20 protein-coding genes and 4 tRNA genes are annotated in these 20,680 nt (G+C 37.4%); 6 read left to right on the top strand and 18 right to left on the bottom strand.

What is annotated here, in order from left to right:
- Window positions 1-44: 44 nt before the first annotated feature.
- The 10 genes from PTI45_RS08655 to PTI45_RS08610 all read right to left on the bottom strand — a co-directional run bounded on the left by PTI45_RS08655 (window position 45) and on the right by PTI45_RS08610 (window position 11,136).
- On the bottom strand, window positions 45-1,925 hold the full coding sequence (locus PTI45_RS08655; protein ID WP_069327165.1) for a DUF6382 domain-containing protein: 1,881 nt from the start codon (window positions 1,923-1,925) through the stop codon (window positions 45-47).
- Between the two features lie 93 nt (window positions 1,926-2,018).
- Entirely contained in the window at window positions 2,019-2,531 is a 513-nt protein-coding gene (locus tag PTI45_RS08650) for an A24 family peptidase (protein ID WP_069327164.1), read from the bottom strand.
- A 48-nt stretch (window positions 2,532-2,579) separates the two neighbouring features.
- Window positions 2,580-3,734, bottom strand: coding sequence for a TadE/TadG family type IV pilus assembly protein (locus tag PTI45_RS08645; protein WP_083243429.1), 1,155 nt, complete (start codon window positions 3,732-3,734; stop codon window positions 2,580-2,582).
- Window positions 3,703-5,991, bottom strand: a complete 2,289-nt coding sequence (locus PTI45_RS08640) for a hypothetical protein (protein WP_069327163.1) — start codon at window positions 5,989-5,991, stop codon at window positions 3,703-3,705. The genes PTI45_RS08645 and PTI45_RS08640 overlap by 32 nt, the downstream gene beginning before the upstream one ends.
- A 13-nt stretch (window positions 5,992-6,004) precedes the next feature.
- Window positions 6,005-6,676, bottom strand: coding sequence for a TadE/TadG family type IV pilus assembly protein (locus tag PTI45_RS08635; RefSeq protein ID WP_069327162.1), 672 nt, complete (start codon window positions 6,674-6,676; stop codon window positions 6,005-6,007).
- Between the two features lies 1 nt (window position 6,677).
- Window positions 6,678-6,875 carry a Flp1 family type IVb pilin gene (locus PTI45_RS08630; RefSeq protein ID WP_083243428.1) on the bottom strand — a complete coding sequence of 66 codons (198 nt, stop codon included), beginning with the start codon at window positions 6,873-6,875 and terminating at the stop codon, window positions 6,678-6,680.
- Window positions 6,876-6,887: 12 nt separating this feature from the next.
- Window positions 6,888-7,772, bottom strand: coding sequence for a type II secretion system F family protein (locus PTI45_RS08625; RefSeq protein ID WP_069327282.1), 885 nt, complete (start codon window positions 7,770-7,772; stop codon window positions 6,888-6,890).
- Between the two features lie 37 nt (window positions 7,773-7,809).
- On the bottom strand, window positions 7,810-8,682 hold the full coding sequence (locus PTI45_RS08620) for a type II secretion system F family protein (protein ID WP_069327160.1): 873 nt from the start codon (window positions 8,680-8,682) through the stop codon (window positions 7,810-7,812).
- 49 nt (window positions 8,683-8,731) lie between these two features.
- Complete coding sequence (locus tag PTI45_RS08615) at window positions 8,732-10,000, bottom strand: TadA family conjugal transfer-associated ATPase (protein ID WP_069327159.1); 1,269 nt, start codon at window positions 9,998-10,000, stop codon at window positions 8,732-8,734.
- Window positions 9,997-11,136, bottom strand: a complete 1,140-nt coding sequence (locus tag PTI45_RS08610) for a P-loop NTPase family protein (protein ID WP_069327158.1) — start codon at window positions 11,134-11,136, stop codon at window positions 9,997-9,999. Before PTI45_RS08610 ends, PTI45_RS08615 begins: the two co-directional genes overlap by 4 nt.
- A gap of 414 nt (window positions 11,137-11,550) precedes the next feature.
- Here PTI45_RS08610 and PTI45_RS08605 point away from each other — a divergent pair, with 414 nt between their 5' ends.
- The gene (locus PTI45_RS08605; protein ID WP_069327157.1) at window positions 11,551-12,798 is read left to right on the top strand and encodes an outer membrane protein assembly factor BamB family protein; all 1,248 of its coding nucleotides are present in this window, start codon (window positions 11,551-11,553) and stop codon (window positions 12,796-12,798) included.
- A gap of 82 nt (window positions 12,799-12,880) precedes the next feature.
- Here PTI45_RS08605 and PTI45_RS08600 read toward each other — a convergent pair whose 3' ends face one another.
- The 3 genes from PTI45_RS08600 to PTI45_RS08590 all read right to left on the bottom strand — a co-directional run bounded on the left by PTI45_RS08600 (window position 12,881) and on the right by PTI45_RS08590 (window position 14,509).
- The gene (locus PTI45_RS08600; RefSeq protein ID WP_083243427.1) at window positions 12,881-13,378 is read right to left on the bottom strand and encodes a thiol-disulfide oxidoreductase DCC family protein; all 498 of its coding nucleotides are present in this window, start codon (window positions 13,376-13,378) and stop codon (window positions 12,881-12,883) included.
- Window positions 13,379-13,474: 96 nt separating this feature from the next.
- On the bottom strand, window positions 13,475-13,750 hold the full coding sequence (locus PTI45_RS08595; protein WP_069327156.1) for a hypothetical protein: 276 nt from the start codon (window positions 13,748-13,750) through the stop codon (window positions 13,475-13,477).
- A gap of 345 nt (window positions 13,751-14,095) precedes the next feature.
- Window positions 14,096-14,509 (bottom strand): organic hydroperoxide resistance protein, encoded by a 414-nt coding sequence (locus PTI45_RS08590; protein WP_069327155.1) that lies wholly within the window; start codon window positions 14,507-14,509, stop codon window positions 14,096-14,098.
- Between the two features lie 161 nt (window positions 14,510-14,670).
- Here PTI45_RS08590 and PTI45_RS08585 point away from each other — a divergent pair, with 161 nt between their 5' ends.
- On the top strand, window positions 14,671-15,180 hold the full coding sequence (locus PTI45_RS08585) for a glutathione peroxidase (RefSeq protein WP_069327154.1): 510 nt from the start codon (window positions 14,671-14,673) through the stop codon (window positions 15,178-15,180).
- Window positions 15,181-15,290: 110 nt separating this feature from the next.
- Here PTI45_RS08585 and PTI45_RS08580 read toward each other — a convergent pair.
- A tRNA-Leu gene (locus PTI45_RS08580) sits at window positions 15,291-15,373 on the bottom strand.
- A 185-nt stretch (window positions 15,374-15,558) separates the two neighbouring features.
- Entirely contained in the window at window positions 15,559-15,921 is a 363-nt protein-coding gene (locus tag PTI45_RS08575) for a helix-turn-helix domain-containing protein (RefSeq protein WP_069327153.1), read from the bottom strand.
- Between the two features lie 214 nt (window positions 15,922-16,135).
- Between PTI45_RS08575 and PTI45_RS08570 the strand changes: the two genes are divergently transcribed.
- Window positions 16,136-16,342: a helix-turn-helix domain-containing protein gene (locus PTI45_RS08570; protein ID WP_069327152.1), complete on the top strand. Its 207-nt coding sequence runs from the start codon at window positions 16,136-16,138 to the stop codon at window positions 16,340-16,342.
- Between the two features lie 218 nt (window positions 16,343-16,560).
- Here the strand turns inward: PTI45_RS08570 and PTI45_RS08565 are convergent.
- From PTI45_RS08565 to PTI45_RS08555, 3 genes are all read right to left on the bottom strand, one after another.
- Window positions 16,561-16,643 (bottom strand) — tRNA-Leu (locus PTI45_RS08565).
- A 35-nt stretch (window positions 16,644-16,678) separates the two neighbouring features.
- Window positions 16,679-16,751: transfer RNA gene (locus PTI45_RS08560), tRNA-Lys, on the bottom strand.
- Window positions 16,752-16,768: 17 nt separating this feature from the next.
- A tRNA-Glu gene (locus PTI45_RS08555) sits at window positions 16,769-16,843 on the bottom strand.
- 160 nt (window positions 16,844-17,003) lie between these two features.
- On the opposite strand from PTI45_RS08555, the gene PTI45_RS08550 reads away from it, so the two are divergent.
- The 3 genes from PTI45_RS08550 (at window position 17,004) to PTI45_RS08540 (ending at window position 20,494) form a co-directional block, all read left to right on the top strand.
- Window positions 17,004-17,789 carry a DeoR/GlpR family DNA-binding transcription regulator gene (locus PTI45_RS08550; protein ID WP_069327151.1) on the top strand — a complete coding sequence of 262 codons (786 nt, stop codon included), beginning with the start codon at window positions 17,004-17,006 and terminating at the stop codon, window positions 17,787-17,789.
- Window positions 17,786-18,661 (top strand): Cof-type HAD-IIB family hydrolase, encoded by an 876-nt coding sequence (locus PTI45_RS08545; RefSeq protein ID WP_069327150.1) that lies wholly within the window; start codon window positions 17,786-17,788, stop codon window positions 18,659-18,661. The genes PTI45_RS08550 and PTI45_RS08545 overlap by 4 nt, the downstream gene beginning before the upstream one ends.
- 303 nt (window positions 18,662-18,964) lie before the next feature.
- Window positions 18,965-20,494, top strand: coding sequence for a cohesin domain-containing protein (locus PTI45_RS08540; protein WP_069327149.1), 1,530 nt, complete (start codon window positions 18,965-18,967; stop codon window positions 20,492-20,494).
- The last annotated feature ends 186 nt before the right edge of the window (window positions 20,495-20,680 follow it).

Raw genomic sequence — 20,680 nt, 5'->3', positions numbered from 1 at the left:
ATCATTTTTATTCATAATGTGGGTGTATACAATTAACAATAATCTTAACTTAATCGCAATGTATATACCGCCTGCGCAATAGTAAAAGAATCTCCTTCATGTAAAGGGTATTCTTTATAAGGTACAATAGGTTCTCCTTTTAACATCGTTCCATTACGCGAACTCAAATCTTTGATCGTAATCTGCTGATCATTAATTTCTAATTCAACATGGTTGCGAGAAGTTCCAGTCGACTTTTCCAAATAGTGAACACCTTCTGCTGCTCGACCGATAATAAAACTTCCCCGAGTCAAACGTACAGGTTCCATCTGCATTGCTCCATTTTCTCTACGTTCTAGATATCCTGTAAATGCTTGCACTTTAGAATGACCATATTCTTGATCCGAAGAAGCATCCTGCCCTAACAGAACAGTAGCCATATGTGGAGAAAGCATTTCTGTACTATGATGAGACGAATGTTGTGAATAAGTGTCTTCATGATCATTAGGCATCGAGGAAGCTTGTGATGAACGACCAAATTCTACAGGTGAACCTGTATTAGAATACGCAGCTGACTGTTGTTCATATCCATTCACCATCGAATGTTGATGACGAATAGGTGATGGCTCTGGCGAATCAGAACCAAAAATAGCAGCAATATTTTCATCCCGCCAACGCATTGGATCAGGTGTAGGTGTGGAAGAAACTATTGCTGAAGCTAGTGCTCCACCCCCTCCTGCTAAAATAGGATCTGCTTGCCAGCGCCAATTTTCACTTCCTTCTTCCTCTTCCGACTTTTTATTACGAATAAAAGAAGGCATTTGAAGCCCATTTTTAAGCGGTGATTTACCTTTTAAGATCATATAGATCACTAAAGCAATCGCTATAGTCAAAGCTGTACATCCATACAACATAAAGTCATTACTGTGCGAAAGGTATCCAAATTTCCAGATCATCGCTGTTACTAAAGCTCCTCCTGCTAGCAAATAGGTTCGATGCGCTGAAGGCATTGGTTGCGCTTCTTGATCAGGTACAGATTGTGTTGACATCGATGGGCTTGGGGTAGCTGAACTTTTATCTTTAGATAGTTTTGTTGATTTTTGATGCTGATTGCTTGGCAAAGGAGGTGTAGCTAAATCGGATGAATTTGTTCTTTTTTTCTTATTTTGCATATGTTGTAAAATAGGATTCGTTGCAGATTGAGCTGGAATATTCACTTCTTGTTGATATCTCACGTTAGAAGATAACGATTCTTGCGATGATGTAGCATTTGAAAATGGTGGAACGTGATTATTCCGCAACTCTGCAGGATCGATCCATTTTGAAGCAGGTGGCTGAGTAGGATGTGTTGTAAGATCTAACATTTGTTGTGGATTACCAAGTAACTCAAGCAACAACATCTTGATGCCTTTGATTGTAAAATCTTCTGCATGACAATAACGCAAAATCCGCTGAATCTGATTACCGCTCAGTTCAGCTACAGAAGTCATCCAACGTGATGCTAATTTGCTTAAAGTCATTTGTACAGGATCTTCATTTAATGTCTCCATCACCGGAATATATGTAAAATGCAATGTTCCTGCCTGTAGTGAACCTTCTACAAAAATATATTCTTCATCCAGTACATAATTAGTCATCGACAACATATGCTGGCTGCTTTCTTCCAGTGTAGAAACTACTTGTAGTAGCAAACCTAGATACTCAGCAATTCCCATCATTTCACCTTGCATACAATGCTTAAGCATTCGCTTACCTGTGATATCATACCGGAGCACTGCTTGTAGATCGACTTCTTGCAAATGAAGTTGTAGAACTCCACGAATACGAGAAGCTAACATCATACCTGTTTGCGCTTTACTCAGATCACTATTTTGAAAACCTTGTTCACGACCTACAATCATATATGTTTTGCCATCTTGTACAAAATCCTGTATCAATTGTTGCATGATAATATATGCCTCCTTACTTTCTGTAGCTGATATTTATGCCCAAATCTTTTATAAGTACGTACTTCAACTGAACCGTAATCCCTTATCATCCTAAGTTATAAAAAGATAACAAAACACGACTCCTGGTAATACTGCGGTCATAAAAGGGAATGTTAAAAATTGTTGATGTTCCGTTTCGGTCGATCGAATAGATTGCTTCCATAAAACAGAACCAATAAGCTTCCAAAATACTCTACGCATACGCATTATCGTTTCGCGTCTCCATAACATAATCAACAGACCAATAACCCCTGCGAAAATAATAGAGTACATCATAACCTGAGCAGTCATTCCCATACCGAACCATATCCCAATCCCACCAAACAATTTCACATCACCTGCGCCTACTGCCTTCATCCAATGAAGGATTAGCATAATACCGAATCCCAATAGAAACCCTTTACCAGCAAAAGCAAGACCATCCCAACCAGATATCACCGCATGATATAGTAATCCACTGATCATAAATAAAATATTCAGTATATTAGGAATTTTGCGTGCCTTAATATCTGTCCAAAATGCCCATAATATAAAAACTCCACCGCCGATAAATATCGTTTCCATTGCTATTCTGTATCCCCTTTTATGATCCAAATAAATGTTATCTATTGCTTATGAAGCTGCGCTACCAATAACAGGTCGGCCATCGTACTCTGCGACTTGAAATACACCTCTCACTTCTTTGCCATCTGCTGTAGTGATCGTATAATTTGCCCAACCTGGCGTAGCATTGGAAGGAATTTTCCATGTCCAATTTACATGACCTTCTGCATCTACTGTCGCTTGACCGAGTCCTTGCGCAGTACTATTCCCACTTTTGTATTGAATATTGAGACTAACAGTTGTACCTGGAGGAGCTTGAGCGACAATCGAAATATTCGATTCTGGATAAGCAGGTGAAGGCACAGAGACAACTGATACGCCTGTCGTTTCTTTCGCTGCTTCTGCCGCATCTTCACCAAACTCTCCAGTGTCTCCTATCCATAATCGTTCTGTCGCTCTTGCTTGCAACACTATCGGTTTGAAAATTAAAGGAATTTTAAACGGTAGCTCATACCGAATTTCGATTCCAAAATACGGATGCGTTTTGGCAGTCAGATCAGGTACAGTCACTTGAGTCACATGAATGCGCTCATAATCTAATTTATTTTCTGCTGATAGCTTCTGCATTAATGGTTTGATCATAGAATCAAGTGCAGGTGCAGATAATTGATTTTTCATATCTTGTAATTTGATATCTCCACTACTTGCCGCTTCCATCATCCACGTATTGAGTGGAGCGGGTACAGAATCTTGATATTTGGATGCCAGCTCTGTAAATGTTAATTTGGGTAGTCGCATCGATTCAGCAGGCAATAACTCTTTGGCTACAAGGTTATCTGCTGCTAATTGAACAGGATACATATGTGTAGCTACATACCTTGCTGTATCCGAAGTTACATTTTGCATAGCTGTATACACTAATGTCATCTGCACTAAATACACCAAAAAAATAGAAATAAACAAAAAGATCGGTAACACCATAGCGGCTTCTAAAACTATACTTCCACGCTCACCATCTTTAAAAAATCTACATTTTGTACGTCGACGTGGAGTATAGTTTTTAAATTCATAGATATTAGAAGCATTTGATGAAGAATGATGAGCTGGATCGTGTAGATTCGCTGAAGAATAAGTAGCTACAAAGCGAGATGTGGTATTGAATACACCAATAGGCTGGATCGTGTTGCTTGGTTTAATAGGAGTAATCTGCTTGTTTATCCGCATAATACACACCCTGTTCTATAGAACTATTCACACTGGTTGAATTTACCATTTTGATAACACCTGGTAAAAACCAAATAGGCATTGCTGTTCGTATATGAGCTGAAGCATACGTATTTCGTTCTGCTGGATTGATATCTGTCAAAAAGCGGATCAATGCCAACATACGAGACATCTTTTTCTCATTGTTAGGTTGTAACAAAAATAAGCGCATATAATCTCGATACTCGAATTCGATAGGGAAATAAGCAGATAATTTGGTTTTGCCAGTATTAAGTAGTTCGATCATATCTTTGATTGCCATCTCTACACCGTAAGCTACCCCTGCTGCAAGAACAGCTAGTGGATGTCCTAGATTTGCATTTTTGACAAGTCCTTCAGCAGTACGAATGGCAAGTCTCATCCCAAAAATTTCGCTATAGGCTGCGGCAATATTGGCAGAAGGATCATTGATACCGTAGATAATATATTCAATCTGCTGATTACGTACTCCAGCTTGTTCGATTGCATCTTTTATAGAACCTTCTGCTAAAGAATCACCTAATCCTTGAAGCTGAATGATATCGAACGTATTGAAATATTGGATCGCATATTCATTTTGAAAAAATTCATTTCTACCTGTAATCAGTGCATCAGAAAGTCCACCAAATACAACGTCCATCGCACCCATCGCTTTTTTGCTTTCTTTGTAAGGGTCTTTATCCATTTTGGAATCCGAAATCGCTCCACCATCTGCACCGTTAAAAGCTATACTTTCTTTATAATATCCATCTACTTCATCGAACTCTTTAGCTAGTAATCGGGCGGCTGCGGCTGCACCTACGATTTGAGCTAACATTTTTTTAGCTTTTTTTAGTTCTTCTTTGGCTTTTGCTTCTGAAGCTGCTTTAGTTTCTGTTCCTGATCTGGCTGCTTTGAGATCATGTTCGATTACACCCATAATTCCGTTAGGAGCTTTACCTGTATAGTTATCTATATATTTTTGTAAAAGCTTAGCGGTACGAATGGTACTGCTTTTTAAAGAATTGGCATCGCCCGTTGTTTTAGTAAGTTGAGCTGTAGCTTCTGTAATTAAGTTACCAATAGCATACTGTGCTGTCGTGTAATCATCTTTTTGTGTTTTGATTGAACTTTCCATTTTGCCTAAAAGGTCATCCGATAATACAAGTTGTTCTAGATTTTTGCGAAGTTCTGCTAATTTCGCTTCTGATTCTGCATCTCCAGCATTCGATCCGCCAGGGATATTCGTATTTCTTACTCGTTCATATGCTTCATTTTGTGTACGAGTTTTGGCTTCTTCGATAATACGAGCAATTTCTTGATTATATTTTTTAATTTCAACCATAATTTCGTTAGCTTCTTTATACATATTGTCATGAGTAATAATTAGATCTTTGTAATCTCTCGATAAATTAGATAAAAACGTTTTGGACTTACTTTTATACGCAGAAATTTTGGCTGTGTTGATCGGACTTTTATCTTTTTTCTTACGTTTCTTATCTTCTGCAATCAACGCTGTGTAATTATTAAACTGAGCTACAATATCAGCTACAGACGAAATCGAACCTACATTTTTGTTAGCAATCGAACTTTTCACAGGATGCATAATTTTAGCAGTTAATTCTTCAACTTCTGCGGCTGTTTTTTTCTGTAACGCTATTAATTTATCTATTTCTTGTTCACGCTTATCGTACGGTTCACGTACATCTTCCAAAACATTTACTGTTTGGCTGGCTTCTTTAAGTACACCAGACATTCCTTTAAATTTATCTACAATTTCTATCGTAAAATCTATAGGTGCTTTATATTTCATTTCTTCTTGAATCTGATGGTTAAACACATCGTAACTTCCTAAAGGACGGCTTAGTTGAACAGATGTTGTATCTGCTCTCATTGGAATTAATTTAAAGCTATCTGTATTCTCGGTATAATTAAAATTCTCATTTAACGCTGTATCTAACAGTTGCGTAGGATCAGATTCGCCCGTAGCAAATAATCCATATTGTTGTTGTAAATCAGTATCAAAAGCAGACATAGTTGAACGAACAGCCGCATGAGCAAGACGCTCGGATTGTACTTCCATCGCTGCAATGCGTGAGTAATCGATAAAAACAGCTGTAAATAAAAAAACACCTGCCAGTACAACGATCATAAAAATAGAAACCACACCTTGTGTATCTGCTACCTTACGTAGTAATGCTTTTTTCCAATAGGTTACTTGGTATCTTAATTGTAGTTTACGTGCTTTTCTCAAAATCATTCACACTCCTGCTTTAACTACCTGCTGCTGTAGAAAACCATTGCAGTACGGTTCCAGCACGTCCCATATTCATAGCCGCACCATATTTCCCTGTAAATTTCGCTCCATAATAACGCATCAATTCGATCGTACGGATAAATTCTACAGGTTCAACAACAACTGAACTTGCACTCACTTCACTTCTCAATGGATGACCTAATTCACGTTCTAATGCGCCCAAAGAAATAGGTTCACTCAACGTTGTATTCACATTTCTCATCATCAAATGGTTGTTATAGGTTGTATTACCACTCATTTTTCCAGGTATCCATGAAGCAGCAGCGGCTAATTTGTTGGCGGGTAATGACCCACCACTTCCACCTGGAATAGCAACATTCGCTGTATTTGCCGCACCTGCCCATCCAAATAATCCACTGATCATATTATCATCAGCGATTCGCCAGTACAGACCATCATCTTGCCCTTGCGGAAAAGCACCTGTATTGATATCTTTGTGACTGTTGTCCCAAGTGTACGCCGCACGTTCTGAAGTTTTGGATGCAGCCTGTTTAAGCATCGTATTTTGATATTGGTACATACACATAAACAGAATCAGCAACGTGGTGAACAGAATGATAGGAAAAACGATGGAAGCTTCAAGTGTGAAGCTCCCTTTAGTATTTTTCCAAAAATGTTTGATATTCATATTATTTAGTAAATTCTGCGCTTTTAGTTTCCATATATTTAATAGTATTCTCTACAATTTTTGTGATTGAAGTCTTAAATAATAGAGCTAATGTTACAATTACAGCTACAATCAAAATCATTTCCAATGTTCCAATACCTTCCTCATTACTCCAGAAGTTTTGAACTGCGCCCCATGAACCTTTAATTAAATTTGTCATTATATTTTCCTCCTACATATTCATCATCATAAATGCTGGCGTACCGACAAGAACCATAACTACTACAAAAATTAACACCATCGGAAATACCATTTTAGAAGAAGCTTGTTCTCCTCTTACACGACTGACTGCTTTGCGTTTATCCCACAATGTCCGTGAAAGATCACGTAAAGCAAGTCCAAATTCTCCACCGCCACGACGGAAGTTAAGCATTACCGTTGTTGTAAATACCGAAACTTCTTGTACTCCACAACGTTTACTGAACGACTCTAATCCTTGCTGAAACGAATACCCATTTTCCATTTCACGTACCATTCGAAAGAGTTCTTTGTACAATGGATGATTTTCTGCTTCACCTTGTTTACGCTGCACACAACGTACAATCGCTTTTTGAACAGTTTCGCCAGCACCTACAAGAAGTACGATTTTATTCAGAAATTCAGGTAGTTCTAGCAAAATATCTTGTTCACGCTCATGTACTTTCTTTTGTAGATCGCGGAACAGTCCAACAGGAAGCAATATTGCCAAAGCGATCCCCATGACTAACCATGTCATACTACCACCAGAGATCGCCGCCATTACCAATCCACCTGTCAATAGTAACCAGATATACCCTGCCATTTCTGCAATATACAGCAGTGTCATTTCACCACTACGATGTACACCAAATCCTTTTTGGATCGAGCTTTGAATCCGGTAAAATACCCCTGAAAATCGTGATACAAAACGAATTTTTTCGAGCAATACTAACATAGCTGGTAAAAGAGGTCTTAGCTTAATCACTTCAAATGGTAGCTTGGCAAGTTCTTTATGTAACGTACTGGCACTTTGATTCAGTACGACCCATCCAATCACTAATGCTGCTGCCAATAACCCTTCTAACCATATCAAAAGCAGTTTATTCACCTCCCTTCCAGCTTATCGTGATCCTTATTTAGACTTTGATATTCATAAATTTGCGAATTAGCCAATAGCAAAATCCTAAAGCTGCCAAGCAAATGGTAGAAATTACAATCCCAATCGGATTACCATACAATGGTTTCATAAAATCTGCTGCGGTCACATTCAAAAAGATCAAAAAGAAAAATGGAGTCGCTACCAGCGCATTAGATTCGAATTTTTTCTGCGAAATCATCACTGATATTTCTTGCTGAATATCTAACTTTTCACCGATTGTTGCAGACGTTTTGCGTACTACTTCTACCAGATCACCACCGGTACGTTTACAAGTGACAAATACATCTGCAAAATTCGTAATATCTTCATTCATAGCTCGATCGCTAAAATCTTGTAATGCTTCTTCGATCGGCTGTCCATACTCTAATCGCGTAGTAATAATATTGAGCTCTCGAATCATGTCGTTATCCCCATCTGGATATAACATACGCAAATCTTGTGCTGCTTCGCGAAACCCATTTTCAACTGAACGTCCGACGGCTAGAGAAGATGACAATGAATATAGCGCTTGTTTGAAATGTGAGCTTAAAGCCGCTCGCTTACGTTCTAGTAAATGTTTACGTAATAATTTCGGCATAAACCATGCGCCTATCGCCAGTACACTAGCAATAATCCATTGATGGTAAAACAGATAACCGATCATGATAAACAAAATAGCGCAGAGCACAATACAACTTATTCGTTGTAAGGCAGATAAGTGATACACAGTATAATCAGCTAACTCTGCACGTGGCTGTTCAGAACGTGCAAGTGGTGGAAGCGATGATGAAGATGGATGAGGTGCAGCAGGATTAACTTGTGCTACAGGTGTAACTGTTTGGCTTTTTCCTGCATGATTAGCTTTGAACATATGGTTCTCCTTTCTTTAGGTATCTTGAACAATTTCTACATATAGCTGGTTATACTCTGCTATGTTCAGCAGTAGGCGTATACATCGAAGCTAACTTACGCCATTCTTCGATTCCAGCTGCTCGTAATTTATCCGTGTGAATTAACAGATTGCCTGTAGGTACAAGATCACCTATAATGCGCCCTTCTTTTTCACCCGACTCTTCAAATACAAACAATGGATTCAACACCACTTCGCCATCAACCATACCTCGTACTTCTGAGATTTCTACAATACGACGTGAACGATCACGCAAGCGAGCTAGATGGACAAAGATATCAATCGCCGAACTAATCTGCTTACGTACAACCTGCATCGGTAAGTCTGCTCCGCTAAGTACCATCGTTTCTAGACGACTGATCATATCTACAGCGCTGTTAGCATGACCTGTAGACAAAGAGCCATCATGACCTGTATTCATCGCTTGTAGCATATCTAGCGCTTCTGAGCCTCGCACCTCACCGACTACAATCCGATTGGGACGCATCCGTAGAGAAGAACGGATCAGATCACGGATCGAAATTTCACCTTTGCCTTCTGTATTGGAATTACGAGTTTCCATAGACACTAAATTTGGAATCGTTTTGATCTGTAGTTCTGCTGAATCTTCGATAGTGATTACACGCTCGTCTTCAGGAATGTACTGAGATAATGCATTAAGAAAAGTCGTTTTTCCTGATCCGGTACCTCCACTAATAAAAATGTTAAATTTACTTTGAACAAGCGTCTGTAGTAAGTTAGACGCAATTGGAGCAATTGCACCCATACGAACCAGATCATTCATGGTCATCGGTTGCTCTGGAAATTTACGAATAGTCATTGTAGGACCTTTAAGCGCTACAGGTGGTAATACAATATTGACACGTGATCCATCTTTGAGCCTTGCATCGACTATTGGTGACGATTCATTGACGACCCGATTGACACCCGACACGATCGTCTGAATAATATCCTCTAATCGATCTCTGGATTCAAAGACTGTAGCATTGCGCATCACTTGCCCATTACGTTCAATAAAAATGTCTGTATGACTATTGATCATAATCTCGGTCACACTTTTATCATCTACAAGAGGTTGCAAAATATCTAATCCCCGAAAAGAATCAAATACTTGGCGTACTAAGCGACGTTTCTCGCCAGCAGTTAAATTAGGATAACGTTGTTGATCTAATACTTTTTGTTCTATACGCTGCATCAGCTCATCATCGTCGATTGTGAATGTTACATCTAGACCGGAGCGCACTTCATCCCGTAATGTTAAAAATAAGTCTTCGTTCACATTTTCACCCCGTCCGTACTATAAATATCATATGTACCAGACTGACATAGCTTCAAGATATCTCGCTGAAAAATAGGAGAACACCATAGCAATTCGCTGTTTGTCACTTGTTTCCATGAAGGAACATAAGCCAGTGTACCTTCTAACTGCATATCTTCCAGTGGTAAAACATTCACAATACTGCCGTTGAATTTGTTCATAACAAACGATGTTTTGGCTCGCAATTCCTGATATAAGCTTGCATAATGATTTTCCCAATAAGACATCCAGATAGCTGTTTTGTTCATACAAGGTAGATCGTCGGTCATTAGCCATAACACACGATCACTTTCTTGCAATGCTACCTGTATCCGTTCATGCCAGCTTGATTCTCCATCGATTACGATATGATCGTATTCACCACTATTCACAAGATAACGAATTAACATTTGCGTTTCTTCAGCTGTCATGCGCAATAATTCATTTAAATTTTCAGGTGGTTCAAAGGTGTCAGCTTTCATTTCTTCAGCATGTATTGCATAGGAAGAAGGAAGATGAGTCGGTATTTCTTTTTTCTCTGCAAATGCTTGTAGATCGTATAGTAAGCGAGACAATCCATTACTTTGCTCACGTTGCTGATCCCAATGTAGTAACCATGTGCTACTCGCTGATTCTAGATTCAGATAAAATACATGATGTCCGCTCATACTTAATTGTTTTACCATATTGATAGCCGTAATCGACTTACCACTTCCCGGAACAGCAGAGTGCACCATTGTGACGATTGTACGGTTATCACGGCGTACTACATCTGTACTTGTAGGTTTGGTCATCGCACATAATTGTTCGAGTAAACTCTGTAAAGGTTGATATTTCGCTATTGAAGGACCTTCAAGAGTGGTTTCTCCATATTCATTGAGACATACCCAACGATATTGCTGAATATTTTCACTATCTAACCAACTTTTGAGAAAAGATTCTTCTGCCGCTACCAACCCTGAATGTTCCCCAATATTCATATAGGTGCGAAATGTAGCTATATTCGAAAAAGCTCTGATTCTCACTTTAGATCCATATTCACTCTCTCTTACATAGCGCAGTAATAGTTCAATATACTGGCTATCTTCAACGCCCAGAACAATGTGTACTGGAGCCATAGACTTTCCCCCTCAAAAAATGCAACAAAAAAAGCACCGTTTAAATACCACACAAAGTAAATTGTGCGATGCTTAAACGGTGCTTCCGTTGCATGTGTTATCCAATTAACGATAGAATATCATACATTTTATAGGTCTGCAATACTATTTTACTAAAAAAAGCAAAAAAATATCAGATAATATGAATATATAGTCTCACTTTTAGTTAGCAATTGTATATTTCCTCACTGTATATATACCTATAAAGGAGTCTAAATAACTACAAACTGCATATAGAGGTCATTTGTTGAATACAAGTGTTTAACATAGAGATATTACATTATAGTTACATATGTTGCATTTAATTAAGATAAGGTTAAATGGATACAGAGTAATCAACTCAGTCTATGCCAATCAGGAGAGGTGGAAAAATTTATGTTTAAACGCCCTATGAATACTAAGCCATGGGCAGTTTTGCTTCTGACAGGAGCAATCTGTATGGCTTCACCTTCATTTATGTATGCAGCGGATACCGTTACGCCATTAACTAACCCTTCTTGGACGTCAACTTCCCTATTCACCGATAAAATGGAGAACGCTATTGCGACTCGTGCAACTGATGTACACGCGCTTCCATCCAAAAATCTGGTGTATGTACATACGCAACAAGATATCCCTAATACAACCGGTCAGACTAAAAACAACTGGTATCTGGATACCGTCAAAGCTTTTGATATCAAAACCGGTAAAATGAAATGGCAATACACTCTACATGACGCTGCTGGCCCTTACACATTGAACACAGATATGATTTATTCTAGTTATGGAACAGTCTATGTCTATGCTGCTTATTCGGATGGTACTTATAAGCTTCATTCGATCAATTCAGCAGGTAAACTCAACTGGGTCAAAACATTAACAGGTGCAAGCAGTATAACGATGCTGAAAGATAGCTCTCTACTTGTCGCTTCTCAAGGTACAGTGAATAGTAAAGGTGTAGTGAAATCAACCATCAGTCGTTACGATACAATGGGGAAATTGCTAAATACCAAAGATATTCAAGGTTCTGTACTGAAAGCAGAAGGCGATCGTATTATTGTAACGGCAAGTAATTTACTTAAAAATGAAAATGGCTGGGAAGCTGTTCCAAATCCTAAAGTGGATGTATATGGTCTAGCGTTAACCAAATTATATTCTTACCAGTTCCCTGCAAACATCAATATTTATGGAGATGGCAGTGACTCGATGTTTGTACTTAAAGACAGCACTGTTCTGATTCGTACCAATATTGATCGTACTAAAAACAAAATATTTGCTTTCAATGCAAAAGGCAAATTAATGTGGGGACGCAATATCCCGGCGAGTTCGATTACACAATCAACAGGTACAGGTTATGTCGTCTATGATAATCAAATAATGAAATTATATAATACGACTTCTAGCAAAGTACTCACTTCCCGTGAATTAGAAGGTGAACCTTCTGTCGATTATATATGGGTACAAAAAACAAGCGATGGTAACTTAGCTGTTAATTTAGATGATCGTACTTACATCTTGTATCCAACCAATCTTTCTACTATTCATGTATTCAAAAATAAAGCATTAAGCGCACCAAATGATTATGTGAATCATACGATCTATTCTGTCGATCAAGATATGCTTGCCAAAATGGTATTAAAATAACTCGTTTTGGCTTTCATATCCAAAAGATCACAAAAAAGCACCTTCATCCTTTATGGAGAGGTGCTTTTTGCAATATCTATAATTAATCTATAAAGCGTCCACGAATCTCTGGACTAGGTAACATACACTGATCAGCTTTACCAAACCAACGATAACGATTTTGAGCGACATAATTATATACTGCATCACGTAATGGCTTCGGTACAAGAATCAGAGCAAACATAATAGGCCATGGAAAGCGCAATTGGCGAGCAATACGCAAAGCCCCTGTAGAACGAGTATAATATCTACCATTTTCTATCAGTACAAAGGTATCCATTGTATCTGTTGAAATACCTCCACGTTTGAGCAGTTCTTGTCCAACCTCCGATTGAATCGAAGCAAAATGGAATTTGCCTTTGGGATCACGAGCAATAATAATTTTAGTTAAACCCTGACAAAAATGGCAGACTCCATCGACAAGAACAATAGAATGGTCACCATGAATCAATTGATCGACTTCTGCTTGTGTTTTATCTGTAGGATCACCTGGTTTGGATACTGGTGCTTGACTTGTTGTAGCTACATTTGTATTTTCCATTGTATTGTTCCTCCTTTAGATTAATCACAAAATATAGAAAAAAGACGCAAGGGTGCAATACCCCCGCGTCTTTCATTTAATTATAACCATTAAATATTAAGAAAGTGCTTTATCAATCAATTGACGATCTTGAATCTGTTGATTGATGTCGCCTGCAAATGCATCCATACATTTACAAATAAAATCTTTACGGCATACTGGGCAAGGCGTCGTTAACAAACGATTGATGTTTGTCATTTTCCACTCTGGAAAACGATTGTAAAACACACGGCATTGTGTTCCGTCAGCAAGTGTCAAAACAAATTCGTACAAACCATCTTTTTCATTGATACCAGCTTTTTGTAATTCCGTAATATTCGGTCTATATGCCACTAATGATCACCCATTATCCTTTAAATTTCGGTATAAAACAATAGAAATTCACCTATGTCATCTTAAAGAATTTTGCTTTGCCTGTCAACTCATTTTGATTGCGGGGGAGCAACTGATGAGTCGAAAAAGCAATGATAGCCATTGATTTGGTCATTTTATATTAATAAATAGATTTTAAAATACTCTGTTATCTACACTTACCCTTCTCTATCATTTTTAATCTCTTCCTTTAAAGATAATCATGACTTTCATGAGGATTTGGAAGTATAGAATAAAAAAAGAACCTGAAATTGTTCAGGTTCTTTGACACTTTTGCTCTATTTAAAATAAATAATACATTAGCAATTAGACAATATTCAATTGTACATCAATATTACCGCGAATCGCTTTGGAATACGGACAGAATTCATGTGCTTTTTTAGCAATATCTGTCGCTTCTTCTTTAGACAATCCTGGAATATTAATATCCATACGTACTGACAATTTGAATCCACCATCTGTATCTTTATCAAGCATTACGTTATTCACAATCGTTGTATCTTTTACATCTACTTTAGCTTGACGTGCTACATTGGCTAATGCGCTTTGATAACAAGCGCCATATCCTGCTGCAAATAATTCTTCAGGATTTGTACCTGTACCTCCGCCGCCACCTAATTCTTTAGGCATAACCAAATCTACATCGAGTCCACCTGTAGTTGATTCCACTTTACCTTGACGTCCACCATGGACTGTTACTTTTGCTGTATATACTGCCATTTCGTTTCAGCTCCTTGTGATAGGCTATTTTAGATCAACACTATATTTGTAAAGCATTTCTAGACAAATGAAACTTTTGACCATAATAAACTCCATTTTTTGAAATTAAATTGTATCATGTTATAATAGGTTACCAAACAAAAAGGTGGTGGAATATCATTATGAGTATATACGATTATGCTGTTGATAATATTCGTGGAGAGAAAGTGTCGTTAGAGAATTATAAAGGCAAACCGATGTTGATTGTGAATACGGCAAGTAAATGTGGATTTACGCCTCAATTTGCTGGACTTCAAAATCTATATGATGAGTTTAAAGATCATGATTTCGAAATTTTAGGCTTTCCAAGTAATCAATTTGGTCAGCAAGATCCTGGTTCCAACGAAGAAATTTCTGAATTTTGTCAATTGAATTATGGTGTAACTTTTCCTATGTTTGAGAAATTAGAAGTCAAAGGTTCTTCTGCTCATCCACTTTTTCAATATTTAAGCAAAGAAGCTCCGGGTATTTTAGGTTCCAAAGCGATCAAATGGAACTTCACTAAGTTTCTAATCGATAGTAATGGCAAACCTGTAAAACGATATTCACCTCAGACGACTCCAGATAAAATAGAAGCTGATATTCGTGAATTACTAAAAAATGATGCTTCAACACCAACTACAAATTCATAAATAAATCCATAAAAAAGCCTTCTAAACGTTAGAGATACATGCGATCTCTGATCATTTAAAAGGCTTTTTTGTTGAGGAATATGTATAGAACTGTCTAATCAAGCTTATAATGCGGTCGAGAGGACTCGAACCTCCACGGGTATACACCCACTACCCCCTCAAGGTAGCGTGTCTGCCATTCCACCACGACCGCGCAAAAAGTACATTCTTGCAGCGAACCTCCATATTATACTATTCTAACCCTCACTTGTAAACCCACTTCCAAAATCAGTAATCTTATTGCATAACCATGACCTTAAATATAATTTGTACGGTCTCCATCTGCTACTAAAATATAAAAAGCCCACCTGTGATAGGCGGACTTTTGAATATATCATCTTATTGATCTTGCTTTTTATTTTTGCGATACACTGTAAATTCAATATATTCTTTGATGAAGCCTTTTTCATTCTCTGATAATACTTCATCTTGGCAATTCAGTTGCCCCATTAGTTCAAAAAAATAAGGATCAGTCTGCTCTTTAATTAATTCAGGAAGACGTTCTTGCCCTGTAAGCAACCAATCCAGACTTGTATTAAAGTAAGCAGCAATCTCAATAAGCTTATGTGTACCGGGTGTAGATTTGCCTCTTTTCCAATCACCAAAATTACCTGTACTGATTTTTAACTGTTCACAAAATGATTTCTTGGTAATGCCTTTATTCTTAATCAATATTTCAATTCGATCATAGATAGATTGCATATTGGACCTCCACTCCCGACCATATTATCTTTAGGTACTCAATTAAGTTATTTTTGTTGATTAACAACTTAAAAAAGTATATACTTACTTTATCGACATTTTTTACTACTTTCCCTAAATAATTATATCACAGGTTTTTGAATAATGAATTTTGGAGTCTTTATTCATCACCTGACAATACACATTTTGATGTTTAGTTAAGGGGTGATATCTATTGAATCGCAAGCAGCCCGTTACCCCATTCGGTTGGGCAATCAAGCAACGTCTGGCAGAATTACAGATGGATCAGAAAACATTTTGCACACGTCACGGGATTCCTCCTTCCCGCTTATCCAATCTCATTAACGGTACACGCAAAGCCACACGATACCGTAAACAAGTCGCCGATCTGCTTGATATTCATGATTGTTGTAATCACTGATATGCGTACATAGTTATACTACAGCTCTTGCAATATACAACAGGTTAATAATCATTTGCAGCCAATTTATGTATTTAGAACTTTAGTCTGGATATGGCGAATATGAGCTAATCACTCATTTATATTCTACCAAAAATAAGCTTTCTATTCTATCCTATATTAATAACATTATAAAAAAAGTCCCGGCTATAACAGCTAGGACTTTTTTTACTTTATAATGCGGTCGAGAGGACTCGAACCTCCACGGGTATACACCCACTACCCCCTCAAGGTAGCGTGTCTGCCATTCCACCACGACCGCTCAATGAATATAACTGAGGATTATTTATAAAAGGATGAGCCATGAAGGGCTCGAACCTTCGACACCCTGATTAAAAGTCAGGTGCTCTACCAACTGAGCTAATGGCTCACAAATACAAACATAAATGGTGACCCGTAGGGGACTCGAACCCCTGTTACCTCCGTGAAAGGGAGGTGTCTTAACCACTTGACCAACGGGCCATGCTCTTTAACAACAGAAATGAGTATAACAAGAATCGATATAGATAGCAAGCATTTCAAATGAAAATTATTTTACTTACTATTTACACAAATGCTCTTGTTAATTCACTTAAAAATACTTATAATTACTTATATATACTTATTTAAAAGGAGTATGTTTATGTATCAAGAAGAGCGAATGCTTCACATTTTAGCGTATCTCAAAAATCATCAACGTATTAATATTGAAGATATTTGCCAGTTATTTGATGTATCCAGAGATACAGCGAGACGTGATCTGGTACGGATGGAAGAGCAAAATTCAATTATTCGTACACGAGGTGGAGCTCTACTGCCTTCTTCTGAAATGGTTATTCCTAGTTATCAAGATAGACTGAATACTGTTTCTTTGGAAAAGAAAAGTATTGGTAAAGTTGCTGCTTCACTAATAAATGATCGTGATCGTGTCATTCTTGATTCTTCGACAACTGTGCAAGCTTGTGCAGAATTTTTAGATGCTAAAGGTTGTACGATCATTACGAACTCTATTAATCAAGCTGATATTTTATCAGACAAAGAAGATATTACGATTCATTTGCTAGGTGGACAACTACATACTCAGCATCGTTATGTATATGGTTCAGCAGCGATTGAACGGCTTTCTCATTATTTTGTTCAACGTGCTTTTATCGGGATCGGAGGTATTTCTGCCAAAGGGCTTACTTCGGTCTCTGATGAAGAAGGCATGATTAAGCACAAAATGATGCAACAAGCAGATATCGTTATTATTTTAGCTGATCAATCCAAATTCGGTAGAGAACTATTTTATAAATTTGCCGATTTATCTGAAATTGATCTTATTATTACAGATCGTGCCCCTACTCCTGAGATGGCTGAATTACTAAAACAACATGAAATTGAAGTTCATATCGCCAATCAACCTATTTTGAAGGAGATGAGTCTATGACTGTCAAATTAATTGCTATTGATCTAGACGGAACCTTATTAAGCGCACATACTCACATCAGTGAGACGAATATTCAAGCTGTACGTACAGCACAACAAGAAGGAATTCTAGTCACTATTGCTACAGGACGTGAACATGGAAATGTACGCGAGATCCTACAATCTTCAGGTCTTGAGACTCCTGTTATTTCTTCAAACGGATCTGTCATTCATGATGAGCAAGACCAACAACTATTCACTTTACCTTTAGAGCGTCAGGCTGCTAATGAAGTTTTACAATGGTTAGAAGTTAATGAGTATTACTATCAGGTGCACAGTAACCGTGGCATTTATACCGTAAATAACAGCCATCAACTATTAGCTATGGAAGTCGATCGTCTGCTAAGTACTGATCCTGACCCTAGCTTACTTAAAATGCTAGAAGCTATGCAGTTCCATCATGAAAATACAGGATTTTTACGTATTTCATCCTATACTGAAATTCCGGATCAAGCTGATTTGTATAATGTGATGGCATTGTCTTTAGATCCAGAAAAGTTACAAGTAGGACGAGACAAATTTTCTAATCGTGATGATATGACAATGGTCATCTCAGGTAGTCATAATTTTGAAATGGAGCACAAACAAGCTTCTAAAGGATTCGCTCTACAACGTCTTGCGGAACACTTTAATATTCCTATTGAGGATACGATGGCGATTGGAGATAACTACAATGATGTCTCCATGCTGCAAATAGCAGGTAAAGGTGTAGCGATGGGTAATGCTGATTTAGAAGTACAATCCTATGCGGATGAAGTCACCAAAAATAATGAAGAAGATGGCGTAGCTCATGCGATCTATAAAGCAATGGGTATGACAATCCCTTCTGTTTAATCATTTCTATTTTAGATTGTATTCTTTCAATTAGTTACTATAATTCAAGTGAAAGTGAACTCTGAAGATATTCAGGTTCACTTTTTTTGTTTATTTAAAATAAATACTAAGACAAAAGTTTCACTAAATATTCGACAATACTAGATATATCAGCTTATATTTGACCTTCTTTATACATATTATCAATAATAAAATAAAACATTAAAAGTACATAATCCCATATTTAGTAATAAGTGTTTTGACAATAGGTTCTTTGTTCCTATATGATTCTTTTTGGTAATAAAAACATTTCAGGGGGAAGTTATGAAAAAGAGAATTTTTAGTCAATTAAGTTTATTTTTATCAGTTTTGTTTGTAGCCGTATCCGTACTTACAGCTTTGCCAACAGCAACACAAGCAGCTACATCACCAGTAACATGGTCAAATGGTTCTTTAGTTAAAACTTTTTCAGGAGAAACTGGATTTAGAAGTGGTGTATTAGCGACAGAAGGTAAAACAACAGGTAAATGGTATTGGGAAGTAGAAGTAACTAATGAGGATCAATCTAAAACTTCATCTTATGGCATGATAGGAATATCTACTGCTGGCTTAAAAAAAAGTATTGCTTATTATGGAGTAAACGGGAACTTATATAAAAACTACGGTTCTTCTCCAACTAGTGATACCGTTTATGGCAAAGGTTTGGCTAAAACTGATACTCTATCTATAGCACTAGATATAGATAATCATACAATCATATGGTACAAAAATGGCATTAAAGTTGTTGAGAACATTTATAATTACACAGATTCTGATTTAGGTACACCTCTATATCCTGAAATAATAAATGGAAGTAGTAGTGGAAGTCGTACTTTGACTGCCAATTTTGGAGCTACTCCTTTCAAATATGCAAATATAATTCCAGCTGGTTACTTAGCTTATGATCAAAGTAACGCTATCGTTGTTGGTGAATCTACTCTGAAAGCAACTGCTGGCGACGCTAAAATTGATCTCACTTGGTCAACTGCAACGAATGCAACTAGCTATAATGTAAAACGTGCTACAACGACAGGTGGTCCTTATGCTAATGTTGCGACTAATGTAACAGGTAATACGTATTACACAGATACAACTGCTGTTAACGGCACTCCTTACTTCTATGTAGTAACAGGCGTAAACGGTACTACTGAAGGTGCTGTGTCTAATGAAGTAACAGCTACACCAATCGCAGCGATGAAGCCTAATGAGCAAGCAACACTTGATGTTACGATCAACAAAGAAAAAGTTAAAGTTGGCGAAGATTTTATTGCTGATTTATCTTTGAAAAAAGCAACAAATATTTATGCAGAAGATTTTGTTGTGAACTATGATGCTACATTAATGGAATACTTGGGCGCTACTGAAGTTCCTGGTTACAAAGTATACAATGAAACAAACGATAAAAAAGGAACGCTTCGCTTTATCGTAGCTAGCCAAGGTAAAAACTATGGTATTTCCGCAGATACTGTATTTTTGAAATTGAAATTTAAAGCTATTGCTGTCGGAACAGGTAAAGTTGATTCACTATCTGGTCGTATCGCAGATACGGATAACGAATATGATATCGCTCCTGCTAACGCTTTAGAAGATACGATTTTAATTGAAAAGCCAGCTTTTTTGGACGTGAATAGATCTGGTTCTTATACGCTTCTAGATCTATCTATTGATGCATTCTACTTCGGTCAAAATGCAGCAGACACGGATAAAACATTGCATGATGCAGATCAAACGGAAGATGATCAAGTTGGTGACGATGATCTAGTCTATATTGTTGGTCAAATGTTGACTAACCCTGATTATACGCCTAACAAATAATTCGGTTTTAAATCAATAGGCATGAGACACTTTCTATCACAGAAAGGATCTCATGCCTATTTTTACTTCTACTTCTACTTCTACTTCTACTTCTACTTCTACTTCTACTTCTACTTCTACTTCTACTTCTACTTCTACTTCTACTTCTATCTCTTCTTATTCTTCTACTTCTACTTCTCCTTCTAC

Source organism: Paenibacillus nuruki (genome assembly GCF_001721045.1).
GTDB classification, from domain to species: domain Bacteria; phylum Bacillota; class Bacilli; order Paenibacillales; family Paenibacillaceae; genus Saccharibacillus; species Saccharibacillus nuruki.
The sequence above is the reverse complement of the archived record's forward strand: the minus strand, read 5'-3'. Positions and strand labels throughout refer to the sequence as shown.